The following is a 16,816-nucleotide window of genomic DNA, read 5'->3' as shown; positions in this document are numbered from 1 at the left end:
CCTTATTTTTCCTCCAACAGGTGCGTGTTGAATGCCGAGCGCAAGGCGTCGATGCCGTCCAGGCGTTCGGCCAGGTCGGGGCATTGCAGCGTCAGGCAGGCGACCAGGGCCTCGACCTGGGCCAGCGCCGGGACCAGGCTGTCGAACGCCGAGACTGACTCGACCGGGGCGCTGATGATCAGGTCGGCCAGCTCGCGCAAGGGCGAAGCGTAGACGTCGCTGAACAGCACGACCCGGGCATGCCGTTCCTTGGCCGCGCTCGCCACTCGCAGGGCCTGGGCCTGGTAGCGCCGGTAATCGAAGATCAGCACCAGGTCCTGGCGCTGGACGTCGAACAAGCGATCAGGCAGTTGGGCGTTGTCCTCCAGGGCAAAACAGCCGGCGCGCAGCAGGCGCAGGTGGTTGAGCAGGTAGTGGGCGAGGAAACTGCTGAAGCGCCCGCCGAAGCAATGCACCTGATGGCGGCTGTCGAGCAGCCATTGCACCAGGATGCGCACGTCTTCGGGTTGGGTCAGGGCCTGGGTGTCGCTGAGGTTGCGTTGACTGACCGCCAGGTAGTGGCTCCAGGTATCGCCCTGCTGCGATTTGGCCCGCGGTTGCAACAGCGTGCGCGGGGAGCGCAGGCGGTGGTCCATGTCACTGAGCAACGCCTCCTGGAATTCGGCATAGCCACCAAAGCCGAGCTTTTTCACCAGCCGCACGATGGTCGGGTCGCTGACACCAGCGTGGTCCGCCAGGCGCGACATCGGCCCCAGGCCATTGCGTGGGTAGTGGTCGAGCAGGGCGCGTACGACCTTGCGTTCCGACGGCGTCAACACCAGGCCGGGATCGGTGATCAGGTCTCTGAGAGGCGGCATCCGTGCTCCTTGCCGGGATGGGTGTTGGATTTCTTTCATAACTCCTGAAAATAGTATTTATGTAGCTGGTGCTACATGTCCAGCGCTTTTTACGTCCCGTTTAAAATGACCGGGTAGGGTCCGAAAGCGCCGTAGGACATGGCTTTGGTCGAAGTGACTCGGTATGTCAGCCAATGCTTTTTGTTGTGTAAGAAATAACGCCATTTTGTCTCGGTTATTTGATTTCGTATAAGGTGCTGTACAAGTAAAAGCCTGAATATGCCGGCGATGAACCGCTTTTGAATGTGTGGGAGTTCCTGCGTGCAAGCCACTCGCCTGACCCTGATTTGCCATGCTCGGACCGTCGCCCAGAAACACGCGCGTTTCGGCCTGGATGAGCCGCTGGACGCCGATTGGCTGGCACAGCGTCGCAGCGTCGGCGACGACTACCGCCACGTTCGGCACCTGCTGTGCGCACCGGAGTTGCGCGCGCGCCAGACCGCCGCGGTGTTCGGCCTCGAGCCTGAGGTGACCGAGGTCCTGGCCGATTGCGACTTGGGCAACTGGCGCGGGCGGTCCATCGACGAGTTGTTCAAGGACGAGCCGCGCGCAGTGCAAGCCTGGCTCGACGACCCTGAGGCGGCACCCCACGGCGGTGAGTCCGTCGCCGCTTTGTGCCGCCGGGTCGGCGACTGGCTGGCGAACCTGGAAACCCGGCCAGGGCACATGCTGGCCGTCACTCATCCCTTTGTGATTCGCGCGGCGCTGGTCCATGTCCTGGGCTGTAGCGCCGCCTTCAACCGGATCGACATCGAACCGCTGTCCGCCGTCGAGTTGCGCTTCAATGGCGTCTGGCGATGGCGCACGCAGGGCCCTGGCCAGGAGACGTCAGCATGAAGCAGCTATTGGTCATCGGCATCGGTGCCGGCGATCCGGATCACCTGACCATGCAGGCCGTCAAAGCCCTGAACCGGGTGGACGTGTTCTTTCTCATGGACAAGGGCCCGGCCAAGGGCACACTGCTGGATTTGCGCCATGAGATCTGCCGGCGCTACATCGTCGATCACCCATACCGCTTCGTCACCGCCGACAGTCCCGAGCGCCAGCGTGGCGAGGTGGACTATCCGACCAGCGTTGAAGACCTCAACCGCGCGAAACAGGCCACCTTCGAACGGCTGATCAATGATGAGTTGTCCGACGGGCAGTGCGGTGGCTTTCTGGTGTGGGGCGACCCTTCACTGTACGACAGCACCGTGCGCATCCTGCAGTCGATCCTCGACGCGGGCCGTTGTGCCTTCGAGTTCGAAGTGATCCCCGGCATCAGCAGTGTCCAGGCCCTTGCGGCTCGCCATCGCGTGCCGCTGAACAGCATTGGCGGCGCGCTGGAGATCACCACCGGGCGGCGCCTGGCGGCTGGGCAGGTGAGCGACGCCGCTAGCGTGGTGGTGATGCTCGATGCCGAGGACGCGTATCGCCAAGTGAGCGATCCGCAGACGCAGGTCTACTGGGGCGCTTATGTTGGGACGCCGGATGAAATCCTGATCGAGGGGCGGCTGGGGGAGGTGGCCGACGACATCGAACGCACCCGCAAGGCCGCGCGCAACGCGCATGGCTGGATCATGGATACTTATTTGTTGCGCAAGCCCTGAAGCTGCCCAGTGTTTGTGCGGGTACTGTTGCTAATCCACTGCATTCATCCCCGCCCAAACCGCTCCCGGTACACCGAAGGCGCCAACCCGACCACGCTGCGAAACGCCACGCGAAAGCTTTCCACCGAACGGTAGCCACACAACTGGGCGATGTTGTCGGTGTTGTCTTCGGTGCTTTCCAGCAGCTCGCGGGCGCGGGCCAGGCGTTCGTGTTGCAGCCAGGCCTTGGGCGACACGCCGCAAGCCTGGGTGAAATGGCGCAGGAAGGTGCGTTCGCTCATGGCCGCCTGGCTGGCCAGTTCGCGCACGCCGAGGGGTTCGTGCAGGCGCTCGCGGGCCCATTGCATGACGCTCGACAGGTCGCTGCGAGGCGTGCGACTGACCGGCGAAGGAATGAACTGCGCCTGTCCGCCGGTCCTTTGCGGTGACATCACCAAGCGCCGCGCCACCGTGTTGGCGACCTGGACGCCATAGTCCCGCGCCACCAAGTGCAGGCAGGCATCGATGCCGGCGGCGCTGCCGGCCGAGGTGATGACCTGGCCGGAATCCACGTACAACACGTCCGGGTCCACCCGGATGGCGGGGAAGCGCTCGGCCAGTTCGTCGGTGTAGCGCCAGTGAGTGGTGGCGCCGAGTCCATCGAGCAGCCCGGCCGCCGCCAGGACGAACGCCCCCGAACAGATCGACAGCAGCCGCGCGCCACGGGCGTGGGCCCGGCGCAGCGCCTCCAGCAACGCTTCGGACGGCGGTTCGCTGCGGCTGCGCCAACCGGGCACGACAATGGTCCGGGCCGTGTCGAGCAGTTCCATGCCGCCATCGGCCAGGATCTGGAAGCCGCCCATGGCACGCATCGGGCCGTCATCCACCGCGACGATCCGGTGCACGTACCAGGGAAACTCGAACTCGGGACGTTCCAGCCCGAAAATCTCGACGGCGACGCCGAATTCGAAGGTGCACAAGCCGTCGTAGGCAAGGATCGCGACCAGGCCGGAGGTAGGCTGCATTTGTCGGAAAATTCCCAGAGAGTGTCGTATGCGCCACTGTAGCGGTAACCCAGGGGCGGATAAAGTCTGTCCATGCCCTCATCACCTTGGAGTACACACGATGACTAGCCTGGTTCGCGAAGTGCCTGCCGCCCCGTCCGATATCGCCCTGGAGCATTTCCGCCGGCGCCTGTCGTTCGAAACCGATTGTTCCGACGTCCACGCCAGCCAGCAGGCCGGCGAGCTCGACTTTGTCCTGGTGGACGTCCGCGGACCGTCGGCCTACGAGCGCGGGCATGTGCCCGGGGCGATCAACCTGCCGACCCGCACGCTCACCGCCCAGGCTTTGGCGGCGTACCCCAAGGCCACGCTGTTCGTGGTGTATTGCGCCGGCCCGCATTGCAACGGGGCGAACAAGGCGGCGGTTCGCCTGGCGACCTTGGGTTACCCGGTCAAGGAAATGATCGGCGGCGTCATGGGCTGGCTCGATGAAGGGTTTCGCCTGACCGGCCTGGTGGAGCGAGTGGCGGACCAGGCTGTGCGCTGCGATTGCTGATACGGGCCCCCCGGCTGGCCGGGCGCTTGCTCAGCGCCGCATTCGAACGAGGTCATCCATGGCCGACAGGAAACGTTGAACGTCGTCTTGAGAGGTGTAATGCGCCAGGCTGATCCTGGCCACGCCGTCATGCTCGTCAACACCCAGGGCACGAACGGTCTGCGGGCTGAAGTGATGACCATGCCAGAGACGAATGCCTTGTTCGGCCATGTACCGGGAAATCATCTCGCTGGGTGTCGACGCCAGGGTAAAGGCCACGGTCGGCACCCGGCGTTCCCGTGCCTGGGCTGCGTGGTAGCCGTGGATATGAACGCCTTTGAAGCTGCCCAACCCCTCCAGGGCTGACTGCACCAGCCGTTGCTCGTATTCGATGATGGCGTGCATCCCCGCGACAATCTGCTGCCGCTTGCCCGTCTGCTCGCCGCACGCACCAAACTCGCGCCCGATCCAGGCCAGGTGTTCGATGGCACCGAGGATTCCGGCGATGGCCTCGCGGCTCTTGCTCCCGGTTTCGAATTTATAGGGTGGCTTATCGGCCGTGGGCCGGGGTTTGTAGGGCATGAGCCTTTCGAGCAAGGCCAGGCGGCCCCAGAGGATTGCGTGATGGGGGCCGTGGAGCTTGTGCGAGGAATACACCAGGAAGTCACACTGCAGGGCCTGCACATCGATCACACCATGGGGCGCGAACTGAACCGCATCGACATAGACCAGCGCGCCTTTGCGCCTGGCCAGGGCGGCCACCGCGGCGACATCATTGATCGTGCCGGTGACGTTGTTCGCATAGCTCAACGCGACGACCTTGGTCCGATCCGTGATGATCGAGTCCATGTCGGCAATGCTGAAACCGTAGGCAAGGGGATCGAACGGCAGCCAGCGAACGTTCAGTTCCAGGTCTTTGGCCAATTCGAGCCAGGGCGAAATATTGGCTTCATGGTCGGACTGGGTCAGGACAATCTCATCACCTTTGCCAAGGCTTCGCCCCAGGCAACGTGAGAGATGGAACGTCAGCGTCGTCATGTTCTGGCCGAACACGATTTCCTCGGCACAGTAGGCATTGACCAGTGCGGCGGCTGCGCACCGAGCCTGGTCGATGGCGTCTTGTGCCATGACCGATGTCGAGAAATGGCCGCCCAGGTTGGCGTTGTGTTCAATCGCGGCCTCGACGCTGGCCGCAAGGGCACGCTTGCACATCTGGGTGCCGGCGGCGCTGTCGAGAAACACGCTGTCGCGCGCCGAGGCCAGGGAGAACACCGGAAACTGTTGCCTGATACGCTCGATATCCAACATGTCGATCCTTCGTGATGGCGACTGAGGCTGTTCAGGCTTTCAAGTCGCTGAGGTTGATGCCCTGGGCCAGCAGCAAGTCCCTGATCCGATCCGATTCCGCCCAGTTCCTTTCGTTACGGGCCACGTTACGCGCGGCGATCAATTGGCTTTGTTCCGATGTCAGGCGGGTGGCCTGGGCGTCGAACAAACCGATGTCCAGCACCGCGTTGAAACTGCGCAGCAGGTCGATGCGTTCCGATTCAGTCAGCTCACTGGACTTGATCACCCACCAGAACTCGGCCATGGCGCTGGGGGTGTGCAGGTCCTTTTCCAGCGCAGCGAAGAACCTTCGATAGGACGCGGCATGCCTGGCCGAAAAAGCCTCGCCGACAGGGCCGCTGTTTTCCAGGGCGCTGCTGATCCGTCGCCGAGCTTTCTGCAAGGCCGTGGCGACGTCATCCAGTGCTTCCCATGAAAAAGCCAGGGCGCTGCGATAATGCGAGCCCAGCACCAGCAAGCGGAACGCGCAGGGGTCGTAGCCTTTGTCCACCAGCGAGTCCACCGTGAGGAATTCCCCGCTGGACTTGGACATTTTCTCTGTCTCCACATTGAGGAACTCGCAGTGGAACCAGTAGTTGACCCAGCGGTGACCGAAGCAGCATTCCGATTGCGCGATCTCGTTGGAATGGTGGACGTTGATATGATCGATACCGCCGCAATGGATATCGATCCTGTCACCCAGGTACTTGCTGGCCATGGCCGAGCACTCGATGTGCCAGCCGGGAAATCCCAGGCCCCAGGGAGATTCCCACTTCATGATCTGGCCCGGAAACTTCGAGGTCGAAAACCATAAGGCGAAGTCCGCTTGCGAGCGCTTCAACGGGTCGTGACTGACGCGTTCGGTGGCGCGTTGCTCGTCCAGCACCAGTTGCCCGAGTTCGTGATAGGCCGGGAATTTTTCCACGCTGAAATAGACATTCCCGGCGCTTGCATAGGCCACGCCTTTTTCCAGCAGGCGTTCGATCAGCGCGATGATTTCAGGGATATGCTGCGTCGCCCGGCACACCACGTCCGGGCGGGTGATATTCAACAGGTCGCAGTGGCGAAAAAAGGCGTCTTCGTAGAATTGAGCAATCTGCCAAGGGGTCTTGTTCTCGCGAGCGGCACCCACCATCAATTTGTCGTCGCCGGCGTCGGCGTCGGATTGCAGGTGCCCGACATCGGTGATGTTCATGACGTGCTTGACCGTCCAGCCGCGATGACGCAGGGTCTTGGCCAGCACATCCTCGAAGATGTACGTGCGCATGTTCCCGATGTGCGCATAGTGGTAGACCGTGGGGCCGCAGGCATACAGGCCTACCTGGTTTTCAACGATCGGCGTGAAGGGGACGACGGTCCTTCCCAGGGTATTGAATAGTTCCATTTTCCAACTCTTGCGTTGAGGGGGCATCGACGCCCCTGGCCATCCGGTTCAGCGCCCGGAGGAAGTCGTATTGCCCTGTCGGTCGAGATCCAGCCAATGATGGACACTCTCGCGATCCCAGGCCCGCAGCGCATAATCCTTCAACGTCTGGGGAACCGGATCGCCGTTGTAGATGAGCCTGTTCAACATGCCGGCGGCGTCGACGTCGGCGATGCACCACTCGTTGAAAAGAAACGCCTTGCCGTCCCGCAGGCTATGGGACAAGGTCTCGACCAGTCGCCGGGCATCGGCCACCGCCAATGGCCCCAGCGGTTCCTTTGACGGTGCGATGAAGATGGTCTCGGTGGGCCGGTTGCCGCGCAGGTTGAAGAAGTCGCTTCTCAGCCAGGCCTGGACTTGCCGGGCTTGGGCTCGGGCTTGAACGTCAACCGGAAACAGCCGGGCCTGCGGCGCAGTGTCGTTCAGGTACTCGGCGATGGCGGACGATTCAGCCAGCGAAAACGCCCCATCCACCAGCGTCGGCACGCGGTGGGTGAGCGAGATCCCGGTGAATGGCGGTCGCTGGTGATCGCCTTGGGAAAGGTCGAGGTAGTGCAGGTCGAAATCGAACCGGCACTCCTTGAGCGCTACGAACGCGCACATGGCAAAGGGCGACGTGCATTGATGATCCACGTATAGCTTCATTGAGTCTTGCTCCATCCCGATCAAGGTCAGCAGGCTTGTGCGACCGCTGCCTGGCTGAGTTGCACGTCGAAGAAACCGGTGTCCTCGGCCTCTTTTTGCCGGATCCACAGGTAGTCGGCGTAGGTGACCGCAGGGTCTTCGTGAACCAGATAGATGAAGCCGTAGTTGGTCGAGATCCCGATGGTAGGCGCAACGCTGGCGCCAATTTCCGGGGCCCTGATCATCTTGAAGAAACTTGGCCTGGCGCTCAGTTCGTCAAGCCAACGATGATGGATCACCTGGCCGGAAACGCTGTTGATCATCCCGATGACTTCGCACGTCGCGTTCGACCGGTTGACTTTCTCCAGCATCGAATGGAACACCTCGGGATCGGCATAGCAGGCCGCGCAGAGATTGACGGCATTGACGCCGCGCACGCGCGTCATCGCGCTGAGCTCCTGGGTTCCCATCATCCGGGCTGCCCACTCGATCAGCATCGGACCGTTGTTCGTTACCATCACTTCCAGGAACGAAGGGCCGATGTCGACGCCGAATGCATCCAGGCATTGGTGAACGTAGGCGATGATGGGGGCCGCTTCCTCCGAGAGCAGGTCGATCAGCACCTCACGGTCGTTGACCACCCCGGCCCCTGGCACCGGCTTGCGAGTGTCGCGCCAGATCTCGAAGACAAAATGTTCACCGTCTCGGGACACCGCCTGCACCAGGTACTGTTGGCCAGCCAGGTACTCCATCGCCAGCAGCGTGTCGTTGATGAGCCCCATTTCGTTGAGGCACCCCAGCTCCTTGTCCACCGCGTGACGCACCTGCGCGGTCTCGTAGCAGAAATGGATACCGTCCGCCCCGGCGCTGTTGACCGGCTTGATGACCACGGGCCAACCGTCGATCGTCTCGATCGCCGTCTCGACCTCACTCATCTGATGGATCAAGGCGACCCGGGCCGCCGGGATGCCCATCTGATGCAGCCGCTTGGCCATGTGCCATTTGTCCCGGCGGCAGGCTGACAGCGCCGTGCCATTGCCAGGCGTGCCCATCAGTTCGCTGAGCTGGTCGGCCAGCTCCACGCCGGACTCGCATCCGGGAATGATGAACATCGGGTCGAATTCGGCCAAGGCATCCGTCAGCGCCTTGAGGTCCTGCGTCGCGACGAATCGCTGCTGGAAATCCCCCGGCCTGTAGCTGTCCACGTCATATTCGAGTATTTCGGCGGATGTCTGCACATGGATGCAGGTTATGCCATACAACTTGAGTTCGTCCGCCAGGCTTGCCCCGGTCGAGTAGGCATCGACGATCACCGCGTATTTCATGTTCTAACTCCTTCGACTGAAAGGCGACTCAGGTGGGAATAGCCGTTGTAGGTCGCGGCCAGGCAGATGAGGGCCACGCCGGCGAAACTGAACGCTGAAAAGGCCAGTCTCGAATCAACGGTTTGAAAAATGATGGTGAACAACGGGGCGGCCGCGAGGATGGCTTCGGTGGTCACGGGTTCGCAGCGCTTTATGCCTTCTTGCAGCAAGAGCAACGGCAGGATCACGCCGACGAAGGCCAACAGGACCAAGGCATCGAGATGATCGATGACGGCGCCGACCTTGCTCAGGTTCAAACAGGTGTAGACGCCGGTCACCGCCAGCAACAGGTAGAACCGATGGGCGTAGAGATAGTGGCTCGACGCCCCATGATCCGCGACGACCTTCGAAAGAATGCTGGTCAAGGCCATGGCGACACCGCACACCAGCATCATCAGGTAGCCCAGCAGCACCTGGTTGCTGTCGACCTCATCCTTGACGGCGGTGCGTCCGTCCATCGAGACCCACCCCAGGTAGACACTGGCCAGTGCGATGACAAGCGCGGCGATATAGTCGGCCGGGATCATGATCGCCGTGGGGCGCAACAGCTTGTTCAGCACCAGCGTCGAAATGATCCCGACCCCGCCCACCAGCGCACTGACGATGGCCGGCTCCACCCATTTCAATGCCAGCAGAAAGGATATCCAGAGCGCGGCGGAACTGATGTTCAACATCACCAGGCACCGGCGCACGGAAGCCTTTTTTGCAGGGCTGGCAAGCAGGGCAGGCGTCGAGCGTTTCCGGGCCATGTAGCCGAAAAAGAACACCGGCCAGGCGACGGCGAACAACACGAATGTCGCGATGATACTGTCGAGCCTTTGCAGCAGGATCCCGAAATACACTTCCTTGAGCCCATCGATCACGTTGACGAGCATCAACGCCGTGATCCCTACAAACAGAGCGTGTGCAGTGCGCATGGTACGGATTCCAATCAAGAACGCGGTCATAGGGCAGTGAGTGTGCGAATGTTCCCTTTTCTCGATTGCTTGTAGCGTTGCAGCAGGGTTTGTGCCGGCAATGTCCTGGACAACTTCCCGACCTCGTCCAGGCCGCTCTGAATGTCGCCCAGGATGCGCGCGAGTGCAGGCTCCGACAGCGTGTCGAGCGGGTGGGCCCTGAGGCGTTCATTCCCGTGTAAATGCTCCAGCAGGGCATAGGTAATGATGTCGGCCACCGTTGGCGGGTTGATCACGAAGCCGATGGAAAAGGACTCTTCATGGGCGACCGTGGCATGCCAGTAGCCCCGGGGCATGAAGGTCGTGGTCCCGGGCTTGACCAGCCGCTCCTCGTGGCCCTCGGGCATTGTCCGCGGCAGTTGTGCGCCGGTGTAGGGATGCGTGCCTTGCTGGTAGAAGCGGTTCGGGTTATTCGGGAAAAACGGGTAGATGGGGTCCGGCAGCGAAGTGTTTTCGGCAAACCTCCAGGTCTTTTCGCCTTTGATCTGGATCATGAAGTTGGTTTCATGATCGAAGTGCGTCGCCACTTCCACGCCATGGTTGGCCGCGAACGCCTCGCAGCTCACATAGTGCCGCGGGATGTCGAGTGTCTTGGCCAGTTCATCGCAGGCCAGGGAGATCGCGGGCAGCGCTTCCAGATCCTTTATGTAAACCATCGCGGCGCCATCGTTGTACGGCGCCAGGGCATCGGCGGACCTGGCCACGGTAATACGCTTGCCACCTGGAAAGAGCAGGTCGACGGGCCCTGGCAGGGCCTTGAACAACGCGCGGATGTCCTGGAATTCTTCCAGGGCCGACAATTGCGTAAAGCGGCTCATGGCACCGTCGGCGACGTATGAGCGCTTGGGCCAGCATGTGTCGAGGAACACCTCGGTCTGGTCGCCAAACATCTGCTGCAGAATATTCATCACGCTTTCTATCCTCGAAGCGGCGCGCAGGGCGCGCCGCATTTTTTCATTACACGGCCGCGGCCACTGGCTGAGCCTGCGTGGTGGCGTAGGCGGCGTCGGCGCGCTTGTTCAGGTAGCCCTCGTAGACGCGGGCCAGCTCATCGCTGCGGGTTTTCAGCTGATGGGCGGCGCTGGCGAAAAGCGCTTGTTGCTCGTCTCGCGACAGGCCGACCATTTCACCCTCGGCGCGGCCCAGTGCGTTGAACAGGAGCTTGGCGAGCAGTTCGGTTTCCGAGCGCTCATGGCCGATGCGCTGGCAGATGGTTTCGACAACCGCGGCATGATCGTGGAAGTGCCAGCCCAAGCGGCAAAGACGGAATTTCACCGAGACAGGCGAGTCTTCCCACCAGTTCAGCGAGGCGTCGAGTTCGGCGTCGGTGATCCCCGAGAACTCTTCCACCAATTGCTGGTGGCGTTTTTCCCAGAGGGTCAGCAACGACTGGATACTGCCGAAGTTATAGGGCGCCGGGCCATGGATCTTCCAGTTGACCAGCGCCGGGCTGACGTTTTCAGAGTGGCGGATGCCCGTCCGGCTGGCTTCCAGGGTGGAACGGATCGCAGGGGAGTGAGCCCAGAACTCGGCCATCACGCAGTGGACGATGTTGTTGCGGATCGTCCGCTGCTTGCCGAGGGTGTAGTTCTGATGCAGGTGCTGCTGATCGTACTCTGGACCCTTCAGGCCAATGAGGCTGGCCTGCAGGTCCCGGAAGGACACCTGCCAATCGCGGATGATCATTTGCGCACGAGTCAGGCTGCGGCCTTGTGCCGCGCGTTTCTGCGCCGCATCGGTCGCGACATCCAGCAGCATCTGGTAGATGCCCAGGCACAACTCACGCAGGCAGTCGGTGTAATGGGCCCAGCCACCTTCGCCCTGGACGCCCGGCCAGTCGACCATCAACTCATGGTCCGGCACCTGGATCAGCGTATTGCAGAAGCGCCGGACTTCGCGGGCAATGGCGGTCTGCGCGATACCGTCTTCAGACACGCTGTCTTCAGGATACTGTCCGCGGGCCTGCACGATAGGCAGCCAATAAGCCGCTTCGCGCACCGCCACGCTGGCCGTATTGCTGGCGTTCAGCGCTTTTCGCAACTTCGATTCGGCGATGGAGTAGTTGAAGCTGGCCATGGCCTGCTTGGCCAGGCCGACCGACAGTTGAGAAGCGGTTTCGCTGGCGTCGATGTCACCTTCGACATCGTGATGCACGCGGCAGTACCCGAGGTCGAGTCGCGTATGGAGCGGAGCACCGAGGAATTTATGGTAGATGTCCCCGTCGCTGGAAATCAGTTGCAGAACCGGCGACATGATGAAGATGTGGCTTCCCACCAACTCGGAAATGCGTGGATCGGGTTTGGAGTTTTCCACTTCAACCCATACCGGAATCGTTGAGTCATTGACCGCGCCGATAAGCTGGGTGTCGTTGAAAACACTGTCCACCAAGCGGTTACAACCACCGCAGGATTGGCTATGGAAATAAATCAGGATCGGCTTGCCAGTCGATTTGGACTGCTCGATGGCGTGGACGTAGGACGTGTGGTGGATCCAGTCAATCTTGTTGGTTTCGCTCATTTCTATGCTTCCATTCACGGTGGTTGAACATTTATTTGACGGATTTCAGGACATCGTCGAGCAGTTGTGTCCGCGTCGCCGGATTCGTCCAGAGCGCTTGGGCATCCGCGGTGAGGGTGTGGAGCGGGTCGCAGTAGAGAAAAATCTGGTCTTTCTTCACGGCTGGCGCGCGATAGGCGGCGATACCCAGGTAGGGGTCGTAGTAGTCGAAGCTATGGATATCGCGCTTGCCGCCGCCGCCGGGCAGATCCACGATGAAGTGCGGGGTGTTGTGCCCGGCAATCAGGCCACGGGTGGATTTCTCCAGGGCGATCGAATCGCCAAGGCTCGTTCTGAGTGCTTCGACGCCACGAATCATGTCCCCCTGAAAGCAGTAATAGGGACGCACGTTCAAGTAGGCGAGGCATTCGTTCAGACGGTGCATGGTCTGCGGGTTGTCATTGACGCCTTTGAGGATGACGGCCTGGTTCCTGACCTCGACGCCACGCTCATAGAGCATTCCCAGGGCCTTGGCGGTGATCGCCGTTATTTCGTTCGGATGGTTGAAGTGCGTGTGTATCGCAATCGACTTGTGCATCTTCCTCGCCCGGTCCGACAAGCGTGAGATGGCATCGGTCCAGTCGTGATCGCTCTGGATCTTCATCGGCAATACAGCCAGCCCCTTCGTGGCGAAACGCATACGCCGTACGTGGGGAGCGTCCAGCAGTCGTTCACCGATCTCGGTGATCTGCCGGGCCTTGAGTCGATAGGCATCGCCGCCCGAGATCACCACGTCCTCGACGCTGGCGTTGGCTTCTATGTAGCGCAAGGCCGGTTCCCAGCGCTCGCCGGGGGCGTTGATCTTCGTCTTGGTCACCGCATCGGTGTCCAGCCCCACCGCGTAGCTGCGGGTGCAATAGCGGCAATAGACCGGGCATACGTTGGTGGCCAGGAACAACACGCGATCGGGGTAGCGATGGGTCAGCCCCGGGGCCGGAGAGTCGTTCTGTTCGCCCATGGGGTCGAGTTTCACCATGGGATGATCGACACAGATCTCCGAGGCCAGCGGCAGAAACTGGCGCCGCAACGGGTCCAGGTAGGGGTTGTCCCAGTCGATCAGCGAGAGGATGTAAGGCGTCAGTCGGATAGACATCGGCGCCATCCGATGACCTTCTTCAAGGTCTTTCAGGAACGCGGCACTGATCCTGTTCTTGATCAATGCACCCAGTGCGCCGACGCTGGTAATGGCATTTTTTTCTTGCCACAGATGATTGAGGAACAACTCGGCGTCAATATCTTTCCAATGATCCAGGTCGCGCCAGAACTCATCACTTCGAAAAGCATAGCGCAGCGATAACAAGGGTGTCAGACGCTGGCCCTGGGAAGAATGGGCAATCAATGACTTTAGTTGAAAGTCAGCAAAGTCATAATCCACAATGTTACTTGACATTTGTTGTCGTCCCTTTCAAGTGGCGGCGTCCATAGACTGACAATACTTAATATTTATTTCGAATCAAGGTGCCGTTTTATTTATTTTTCAGCACTTTTTTAAAGGCGAAAGTGTTCGTATTGCATAAAGCTGATTGCAATTTTTTTGCCTCGGACATAACCAGGCCAAGCGCTGTTATCGAGTGCGTAATGATCTACGCTACTCAGGGGCGCCTGAAAGGGTTATTGAAGATGAGCGATCGTTTTAATTAGGCACGGTGCCCGATTTCGCTTCTTGATGAATGACTGCCGTCGAGGCCGCAACAACGTTTGGTTGAGGCTGTGCCGGGGTTGAAGACGGGGTCGCGGAAGATTGCACCAGGTACTGCGCCACATTGGCGATGTCCTGGTCACTGAGGGACTTGGCTACCGTCACCATGACCGGTGATGGACGCGAGGCATCACGGAAGGCGCGCAGTTGCGTCTCCACATACTTGGCAAATTGTCCCGCCAGTTTGGGGTACTCGGCGTTTTCAGACGCGCCAGCCGTGCCATGGCAGGTAGAGCAGGCGACGATGCCGCGGGTGTGGTCGCCCCCGTTGAAGAGCCGTTCCCCGGCCCCGACGTCAACGGCTGCGGAGACAGCCGGTTCGTCGAATGGGCAGGCGTCTGGCTGGGCTTTGACGACGCCCCCCATCTGTGTGCAGGTGCCTTTGGGCACAGCGACCCACTCGCGTGGATCGTTGTCGACCTTGCTCATCTCCGAGCAGTCGTGCAGGCAACTGCTGTCGGAACAATCGTTGTGGCCTGCCTTGGCTACGCCGTAGCACACCTCGGTTTCTGCCGGCTTAGCAGCTACCTCGGCCAGCGAAGCACTGCTGATGGAGGCCAACGCAGTGGCTACCAGAATATCCTTTAGATTCATCACGCAAGTTCCCGGTCAAGGTTTTTATACAGTCATTTATTTTTATAAGCCCATCGCGCACGCGAACGGGCCGTACGGCTGTCCGTCTGGATATACATATTCAACGTTCGGCGCAATATCGATGTTCAATCGGGTTTGACAGTACTGCGACAAGCAAACTTGATCAGCACGGCGTGCCGGCATCGTGTTTGCAGGAAATCAGGAGTGACAAGGCGGAAGGTTGCAATACGTTGGCGCCGTTTGCGCAAAGTTGATTCGTTCGAGTAACTGGTTCGATACATTTACCGCTCCCTTTTTGTACAGGTCGCCTCGGGCAACTTGTTCGGAATCCGTTCCTGACCGACTGCATCGCTTGTTCGTTTATCGAAACAGCCATGGGTCTGTCGTATCTTCACCGCGAAATCAAATGTATTGCTTTAGTGCGAGTTTGCAAGGTGCTTTCTATTTGTAGTCCACGGTCAGGATATGTCTAATCGATATAAGCTTATAAGATGTTTCAAGATGTAACAGGATTTGCGCGTCCTTTTACAATAGGGGCCTGGGCCCCAACAGGACGGGTTCATGGAGACATCTTTGACCGATACAGGTGCGTGGGCAGGGCTCAGGGAACGGCAGTCAGCAAGCCATCGTTCAACCAGCGGGTGAGCAGGGCCGCGCTGTCGACAAGGTGCGCCTGACCCTGCGCGCCGTAACACGCCTGGGCGGCGAGCAACGCTTCGCCCAGGGTCGCGCCTTGCGCCAAACGCTCCAGCGCGGCGGCTTCCCAGGGTTCGACCTCGCGTGCTTCGACATTCCAGCCGTTTCGATAGACGAGGGCGGTGCAGGCGTGGCGGTTCACTGAGGGTAGAGGCTGGCCCTGCCGGCGATGGGCGGACCATATCGCGACCACCGGCCATTCGCAGGGCAGCAACCTGCAGCTCGGCGGCAGGGTGAACCTTTGGCTGTCCAGCTCAGCGCTGTTCATTGCGGCCAGTGCGTGGGGACCAAGTGGTGTGGCGTCGCGGGCGGCAGCGGCCAGATGAATGACCCATTCCAACGACGCCACCGCCGCAAAGTAAGGGTAGGGCGCTACGGGGCCATAGTGTTCGAGGAAGCTCGGCAGACGCTCGCCGAACATGCCCAGGTCGGGATGCTGCGATGGGTAGCGCCGCCCATACTCGTAGGCGAGCGAGCGAAAGAACGGATCGCCCACCAGCGCCTTGATGACGGGATAGGTCAAGGCCAACGACTGTTCCTGGTGCCGCCAGAGCCCGCTGCGATAACGCGCGAAGCGTCGCTGATTGCCCGCGCTTGCGGTCTCTAACCATCCCGGTGGAAGGGCCGGGGGCGATGAACAATCATCCAGCGCCTGGGTAAAGCCGAGTTGCAGCGCCGCCAGCTCTTCACGTGTCATGCAACACCTCCCGGGCGATCGTGCGCGCGATCTCGACTTGGTCGAGCAGTTCGCCCAGGGGCGGCAGGCGGGTGTCCCATTCAACCAGTACCGGGACCGGGCCAAACCGGCGCAATGCGCTGCGATACAGCGACCAGACCGGCTCCGCCACCGCGCTGCCGTGATCGTCGATCAGCAATTCCTCTTCCTGGCTGTGGCCTGCCAGGTGAAATTCGCGGACAGCCGATTCATCCAGGGCTTCCAGGGCGGCGAGTGCGCATTCGCCGTGGTTGCACTGGTTGACGTAAAGGTTATTGAGGTCGAGCAGCACCGCGCTGCCGGTGCGTTTCACCACTTCGGCGAGGAACTGGGCTTCGCCCAGGGTATCGCCGTGGTAGCGCAGGCTGGTGGAAATGTTTTCCAGCAACAACTGTTGGCCCAATGCATCCTGGACCTGGTCGACCCGATCACAGACCAGCTCCAGCGAGGCTTCAACCAAAGGGAGCGGCAGCAGGTCGTTGAGGCACCGGCCTTCAATCGCCCCCCAGCTCAAGTGCTCGGAAACCAGAAACGGATGCACCTGAGCCGCCAGGTGTCGTATGCGTTCGACATGGGCGCTGGAAAAACCATGCACCGAGCCGATCCCCAGGCCGACACCGTGCAGGCTGATGGGATATCGTTGCGCCAGGCGTTGAAGAATATGCAGGTCTTTGCCGCCTGGCCCCAGGTAGTTCTCCGTATGCACCTCAAGCCAGTCAACGGCGGGATGGCCGTCGAGGAACGCTTGATAATGAGGGGCCCTGAGGCCGATACCAATCCGTGGTAATGAGCGCACTGTCTGACTCGCTTGTCGATGGTCGCCGCTGATCATAGCGCAGTGCCGGATAGAATTGAGCAAC

At 60.8% G+C, this 16,816-nt stretch carries 16 protein-coding genes; 3 read left to right on the top strand and 13 right to left on the bottom strand.

The window, feature by feature from the left end; all coding sequences use genetic code 11:
* Nucleotides 1–2: 2 nt before the first annotated feature.
* On the bottom strand, nucleotides 3–857 hold the full coding sequence (locus V5F23_RS18085; protein WP_042729688.1) for a MurR/RpiR family transcriptional regulator: 855 nt from the start codon (nucleotides 855–857) through the stop codon (nucleotides 3–5).
* A gap of 300 nt (nucleotides 858–1,157) precedes the next feature.
* Here V5F23_RS18085 and V5F23_RS18080 point away from each other — a divergent pair, with 300 nt between their 5' ends.
* Both V5F23_RS18080 and cobF read left to right on the top strand, forming a co-directional pair.
* Nucleotides 1,158–1,733, top strand: a complete 576-nt coding sequence (locus V5F23_RS18080; RefSeq protein ID WP_042729689.1) for a histidine phosphatase family protein — start codon at nucleotides 1,158–1,160, stop codon at nucleotides 1,731–1,733.
* A complete protein-coding gene (cobF, locus tag V5F23_RS18075; protein ID WP_042729690.1) occupies nucleotides 1,730–2,485 on the top strand; it encodes a precorrin-6A synthase (deacetylating) in 756 nt (251 codons plus the stop codon). The genes V5F23_RS18080 and cobF overlap by 4 nt, the downstream gene beginning before the upstream one ends.
* Before the next feature lie 44 nt (nucleotides 2,486–2,529).
* On the opposite strand, the gene ftrA is transcribed toward cobF, so the two are convergent.
* The gene (gene ftrA / locus V5F23_RS18070; protein ID WP_042729691.1) at nucleotides 2,530–3,489 is read right to left on the bottom strand and encodes a transcriptional regulator FtrA; all 960 of its coding nucleotides are present in this window, start codon (nucleotides 3,487–3,489) and stop codon (nucleotides 2,530–2,532) included.
* Between the two features lie 100 nt (nucleotides 3,490–3,589).
* Here ftrA and V5F23_RS18065 point away from each other — a divergent pair, with 100 nt between their 5' ends.
* Nucleotides 3,590–4,024, top strand: a complete 435-nt coding sequence (locus V5F23_RS18065) for a rhodanese-like domain-containing protein (protein WP_042729692.1) — start codon at nucleotides 3,590–3,592, stop codon at nucleotides 4,022–4,024.
* Between the two features lie 30 nt (nucleotides 4,025–4,054).
* On the opposite strand, the gene V5F23_RS18060 is transcribed toward V5F23_RS18065, so the two are convergent.
* The 11 genes from V5F23_RS18060 to V5F23_RS18010 all read right to left on the bottom strand — a co-directional run bounded on the left by V5F23_RS18060 (nucleotide 4,055) and on the right by V5F23_RS18010 (nucleotide 16,752).
* Complete coding sequence (locus V5F23_RS18060; protein ID WP_338495932.1) at nucleotides 4,055–5,311, bottom strand: cysteine desulfurase-like protein; 1,257 nt, start codon at nucleotides 5,309–5,311, stop codon at nucleotides 4,055–4,057.
* Nucleotides 5,312–5,342: 31 nt separating this feature from the next.
* Nucleotides 5,343–6,713, bottom strand: coding sequence for a cysteine--tRNA ligase (cysS, locus tag V5F23_RS18055; RefSeq protein WP_338495929.1), 1,371 nt, complete (start codon nucleotides 6,711–6,713; stop codon nucleotides 5,343–5,345).
* 48 nt (nucleotides 6,714–6,761) lie between these two features.
* Nucleotides 6,762–7,397, bottom strand: a complete 636-nt coding sequence (gene yfcF / locus V5F23_RS18050) for a glutathione transferase (protein ID WP_338495927.1) — start codon at nucleotides 7,395–7,397, stop codon at nucleotides 6,762–6,764.
* A 26-nt stretch (nucleotides 7,398–7,423) separates the two neighbouring features.
* Nucleotides 7,424–8,701, bottom strand: a complete 1,278-nt coding sequence (locus V5F23_RS18045; protein WP_042729696.1) for an ATP-grasp domain-containing protein — start codon at nucleotides 8,699–8,701, stop codon at nucleotides 7,424–7,426.
* Nucleotides 8,698–9,657 (bottom strand): hypothetical protein, encoded by a 960-nt coding sequence (locus tag V5F23_RS18040; protein WP_338495925.1) that lies wholly within the window; start codon nucleotides 9,655–9,657, stop codon nucleotides 8,698–8,700. Before V5F23_RS18040 ends, V5F23_RS18045 begins: the two co-directional genes overlap by 4 nt.
* A 26-nt stretch (nucleotides 9,658–9,683) precedes the next feature.
* Nucleotides 9,684–10,604 (bottom strand): cupin domain-containing protein, encoded by a 921-nt coding sequence (locus tag V5F23_RS18035; protein WP_338495924.1) that lies wholly within the window; start codon nucleotides 10,602–10,604, stop codon nucleotides 9,684–9,686.
* A 49-nt stretch (nucleotides 10,605–10,653) separates the two neighbouring features.
* Nucleotides 10,654–12,213: a thioredoxin family protein gene (locus V5F23_RS18030; RefSeq protein WP_047739160.1), complete on the bottom strand. Its 1,560-nt coding sequence runs from the start codon at nucleotides 12,211–12,213 to the stop codon at nucleotides 10,654–10,656.
* 31 nt (nucleotides 12,214–12,244) lie between these two features.
* The gene (locus V5F23_RS18025; protein WP_338495922.1) at nucleotides 12,245–13,642 is read right to left on the bottom strand and encodes a KamA family radical SAM protein; all 1,398 of its coding nucleotides are present in this window, start codon (nucleotides 13,640–13,642) and stop codon (nucleotides 12,245–12,247) included.
* Nucleotides 13,643–13,885: 243 nt separating this feature from the next.
* The gene (locus tag V5F23_RS18020; RefSeq protein WP_338495921.1) at nucleotides 13,886–14,545 is read right to left on the bottom strand and encodes a DUF2282 domain-containing protein; all 660 of its coding nucleotides are present in this window, start codon (nucleotides 14,543–14,545) and stop codon (nucleotides 13,886–13,888) included.
* Nucleotides 14,546–15,146: 601 nt separating this feature from the next.
* Nucleotides 15,147–15,938, bottom strand: a complete 792-nt coding sequence (locus tag V5F23_RS18015) for a DNA-binding domain-containing protein (RefSeq protein ID WP_052497374.1) — start codon at nucleotides 15,936–15,938, stop codon at nucleotides 15,147–15,149.
* The gene (locus V5F23_RS18010; RefSeq protein WP_123579871.1) at nucleotides 15,928–16,752 is read right to left on the bottom strand and encodes a DUF692 domain-containing protein; all 825 of its coding nucleotides are present in this window, start codon (nucleotides 16,750–16,752) and stop codon (nucleotides 15,928–15,930) included. The genes V5F23_RS18015 and V5F23_RS18010 overlap by 11 nt, the downstream gene beginning before the upstream one ends.
* Nucleotides 16,753–16,816: the final 64 nt, after the last annotated feature.

It is taken from the genome of Pseudomonas sp. WP18 (genome assembly GCF_036689585.1).
In the GTDB taxonomy this organism is placed as follows: domain Bacteria; phylum Pseudomonadota; class Gammaproteobacteria; order Pseudomonadales; family Pseudomonadaceae; genus Aquipseudomonas; species Aquipseudomonas chlororaphis_E.
The sequence above is the reverse complement of the archived record's forward strand: the minus strand, read 5'-3'. Positions and strand labels throughout refer to the sequence as shown.

Coding starts and splice junctions, on each gene's coding strand:
- cobF (WP_042729690.1), top strand. CDS start 1,730: ATGAAGCAGCTATTGGTCATCGGCATCGGTGCCGGCGATCCGGATCAC.
- V5F23_RS18035 (WP_338495924.1), bottom strand. CDS start 10,604: ATGAATATTCTGCAGCAGATGTTTGGCGACCAGACCGAGGTGTTCCTC.
- V5F23_RS18060 (WP_338495932.1), bottom strand. CDS start 5,311: ATGTTGGATATCGAGCGTATCAGGCAACAGTTTCCGGTGTTCTCCCTG.
- V5F23_RS18045 (WP_042729696.1), bottom strand. CDS start 8,701: ATGAAATACGCGGTGATCGTCGATGCCTACTCGACCGGGGCAAGCCTG.
- ftrA (WP_042729691.1), bottom strand. CDS start 3,489: ATGCAGCCTACCTCCGGCCTGGTCGCGATCCTTGCCTACGACGGCTTG.
- V5F23_RS18030 (WP_047739160.1), bottom strand. CDS start 12,213: ATGAGCGAAACCAACAAGATTGACTGGATCCACCACACGTCCTACGTC.
- yfcF (WP_338495927.1), bottom strand. CDS start 7,397: ATGAAGCTATACGTGGATCATCAATGCACGTCGCCCTTTGCCATGTGC.
- V5F23_RS18020 (WP_338495921.1), bottom strand. CDS start 14,545: ATGAATCTAAAGGATATTCTGGTAGCCACTGCGTTGGCCTCCATCAGC.
- V5F23_RS18040 (WP_338495925.1), bottom strand. CDS start 9,657: ATGCGCACTGCACACGCTCTGTTTGTAGGGATCACGGCGTTGATGCTC.
- V5F23_RS18025 (WP_338495922.1), bottom strand. CDS start 13,642: ATGTCAAGTAACATTGTGGATTATGACTTTGCTGACTTTCAACTAAAG.
- cysS (WP_338495929.1), bottom strand. CDS start 6,713: ATGGAACTATTCAATACCCTGGGAAGGACCGTCGTCCCCTTCACGCCG.
- V5F23_RS18065 (WP_042729692.1), top strand. CDS start 3,590: ATGACTAGCCTGGTTCGCGAAGTGCCTGCCGCCCCGTCCGATATCGCC.
- V5F23_RS18015 (WP_052497374.1), bottom strand. CDS start 15,938: ATGACACGTGAAGAGCTGGCGGCGCTGCAACTCGGCTTTACCCAGGCG.
- V5F23_RS18085 (WP_042729688.1), bottom strand. CDS start 857: ATGCCGCCTCTCAGAGACCTGATCACCGATCCCGGCCTGGTGTTGACG.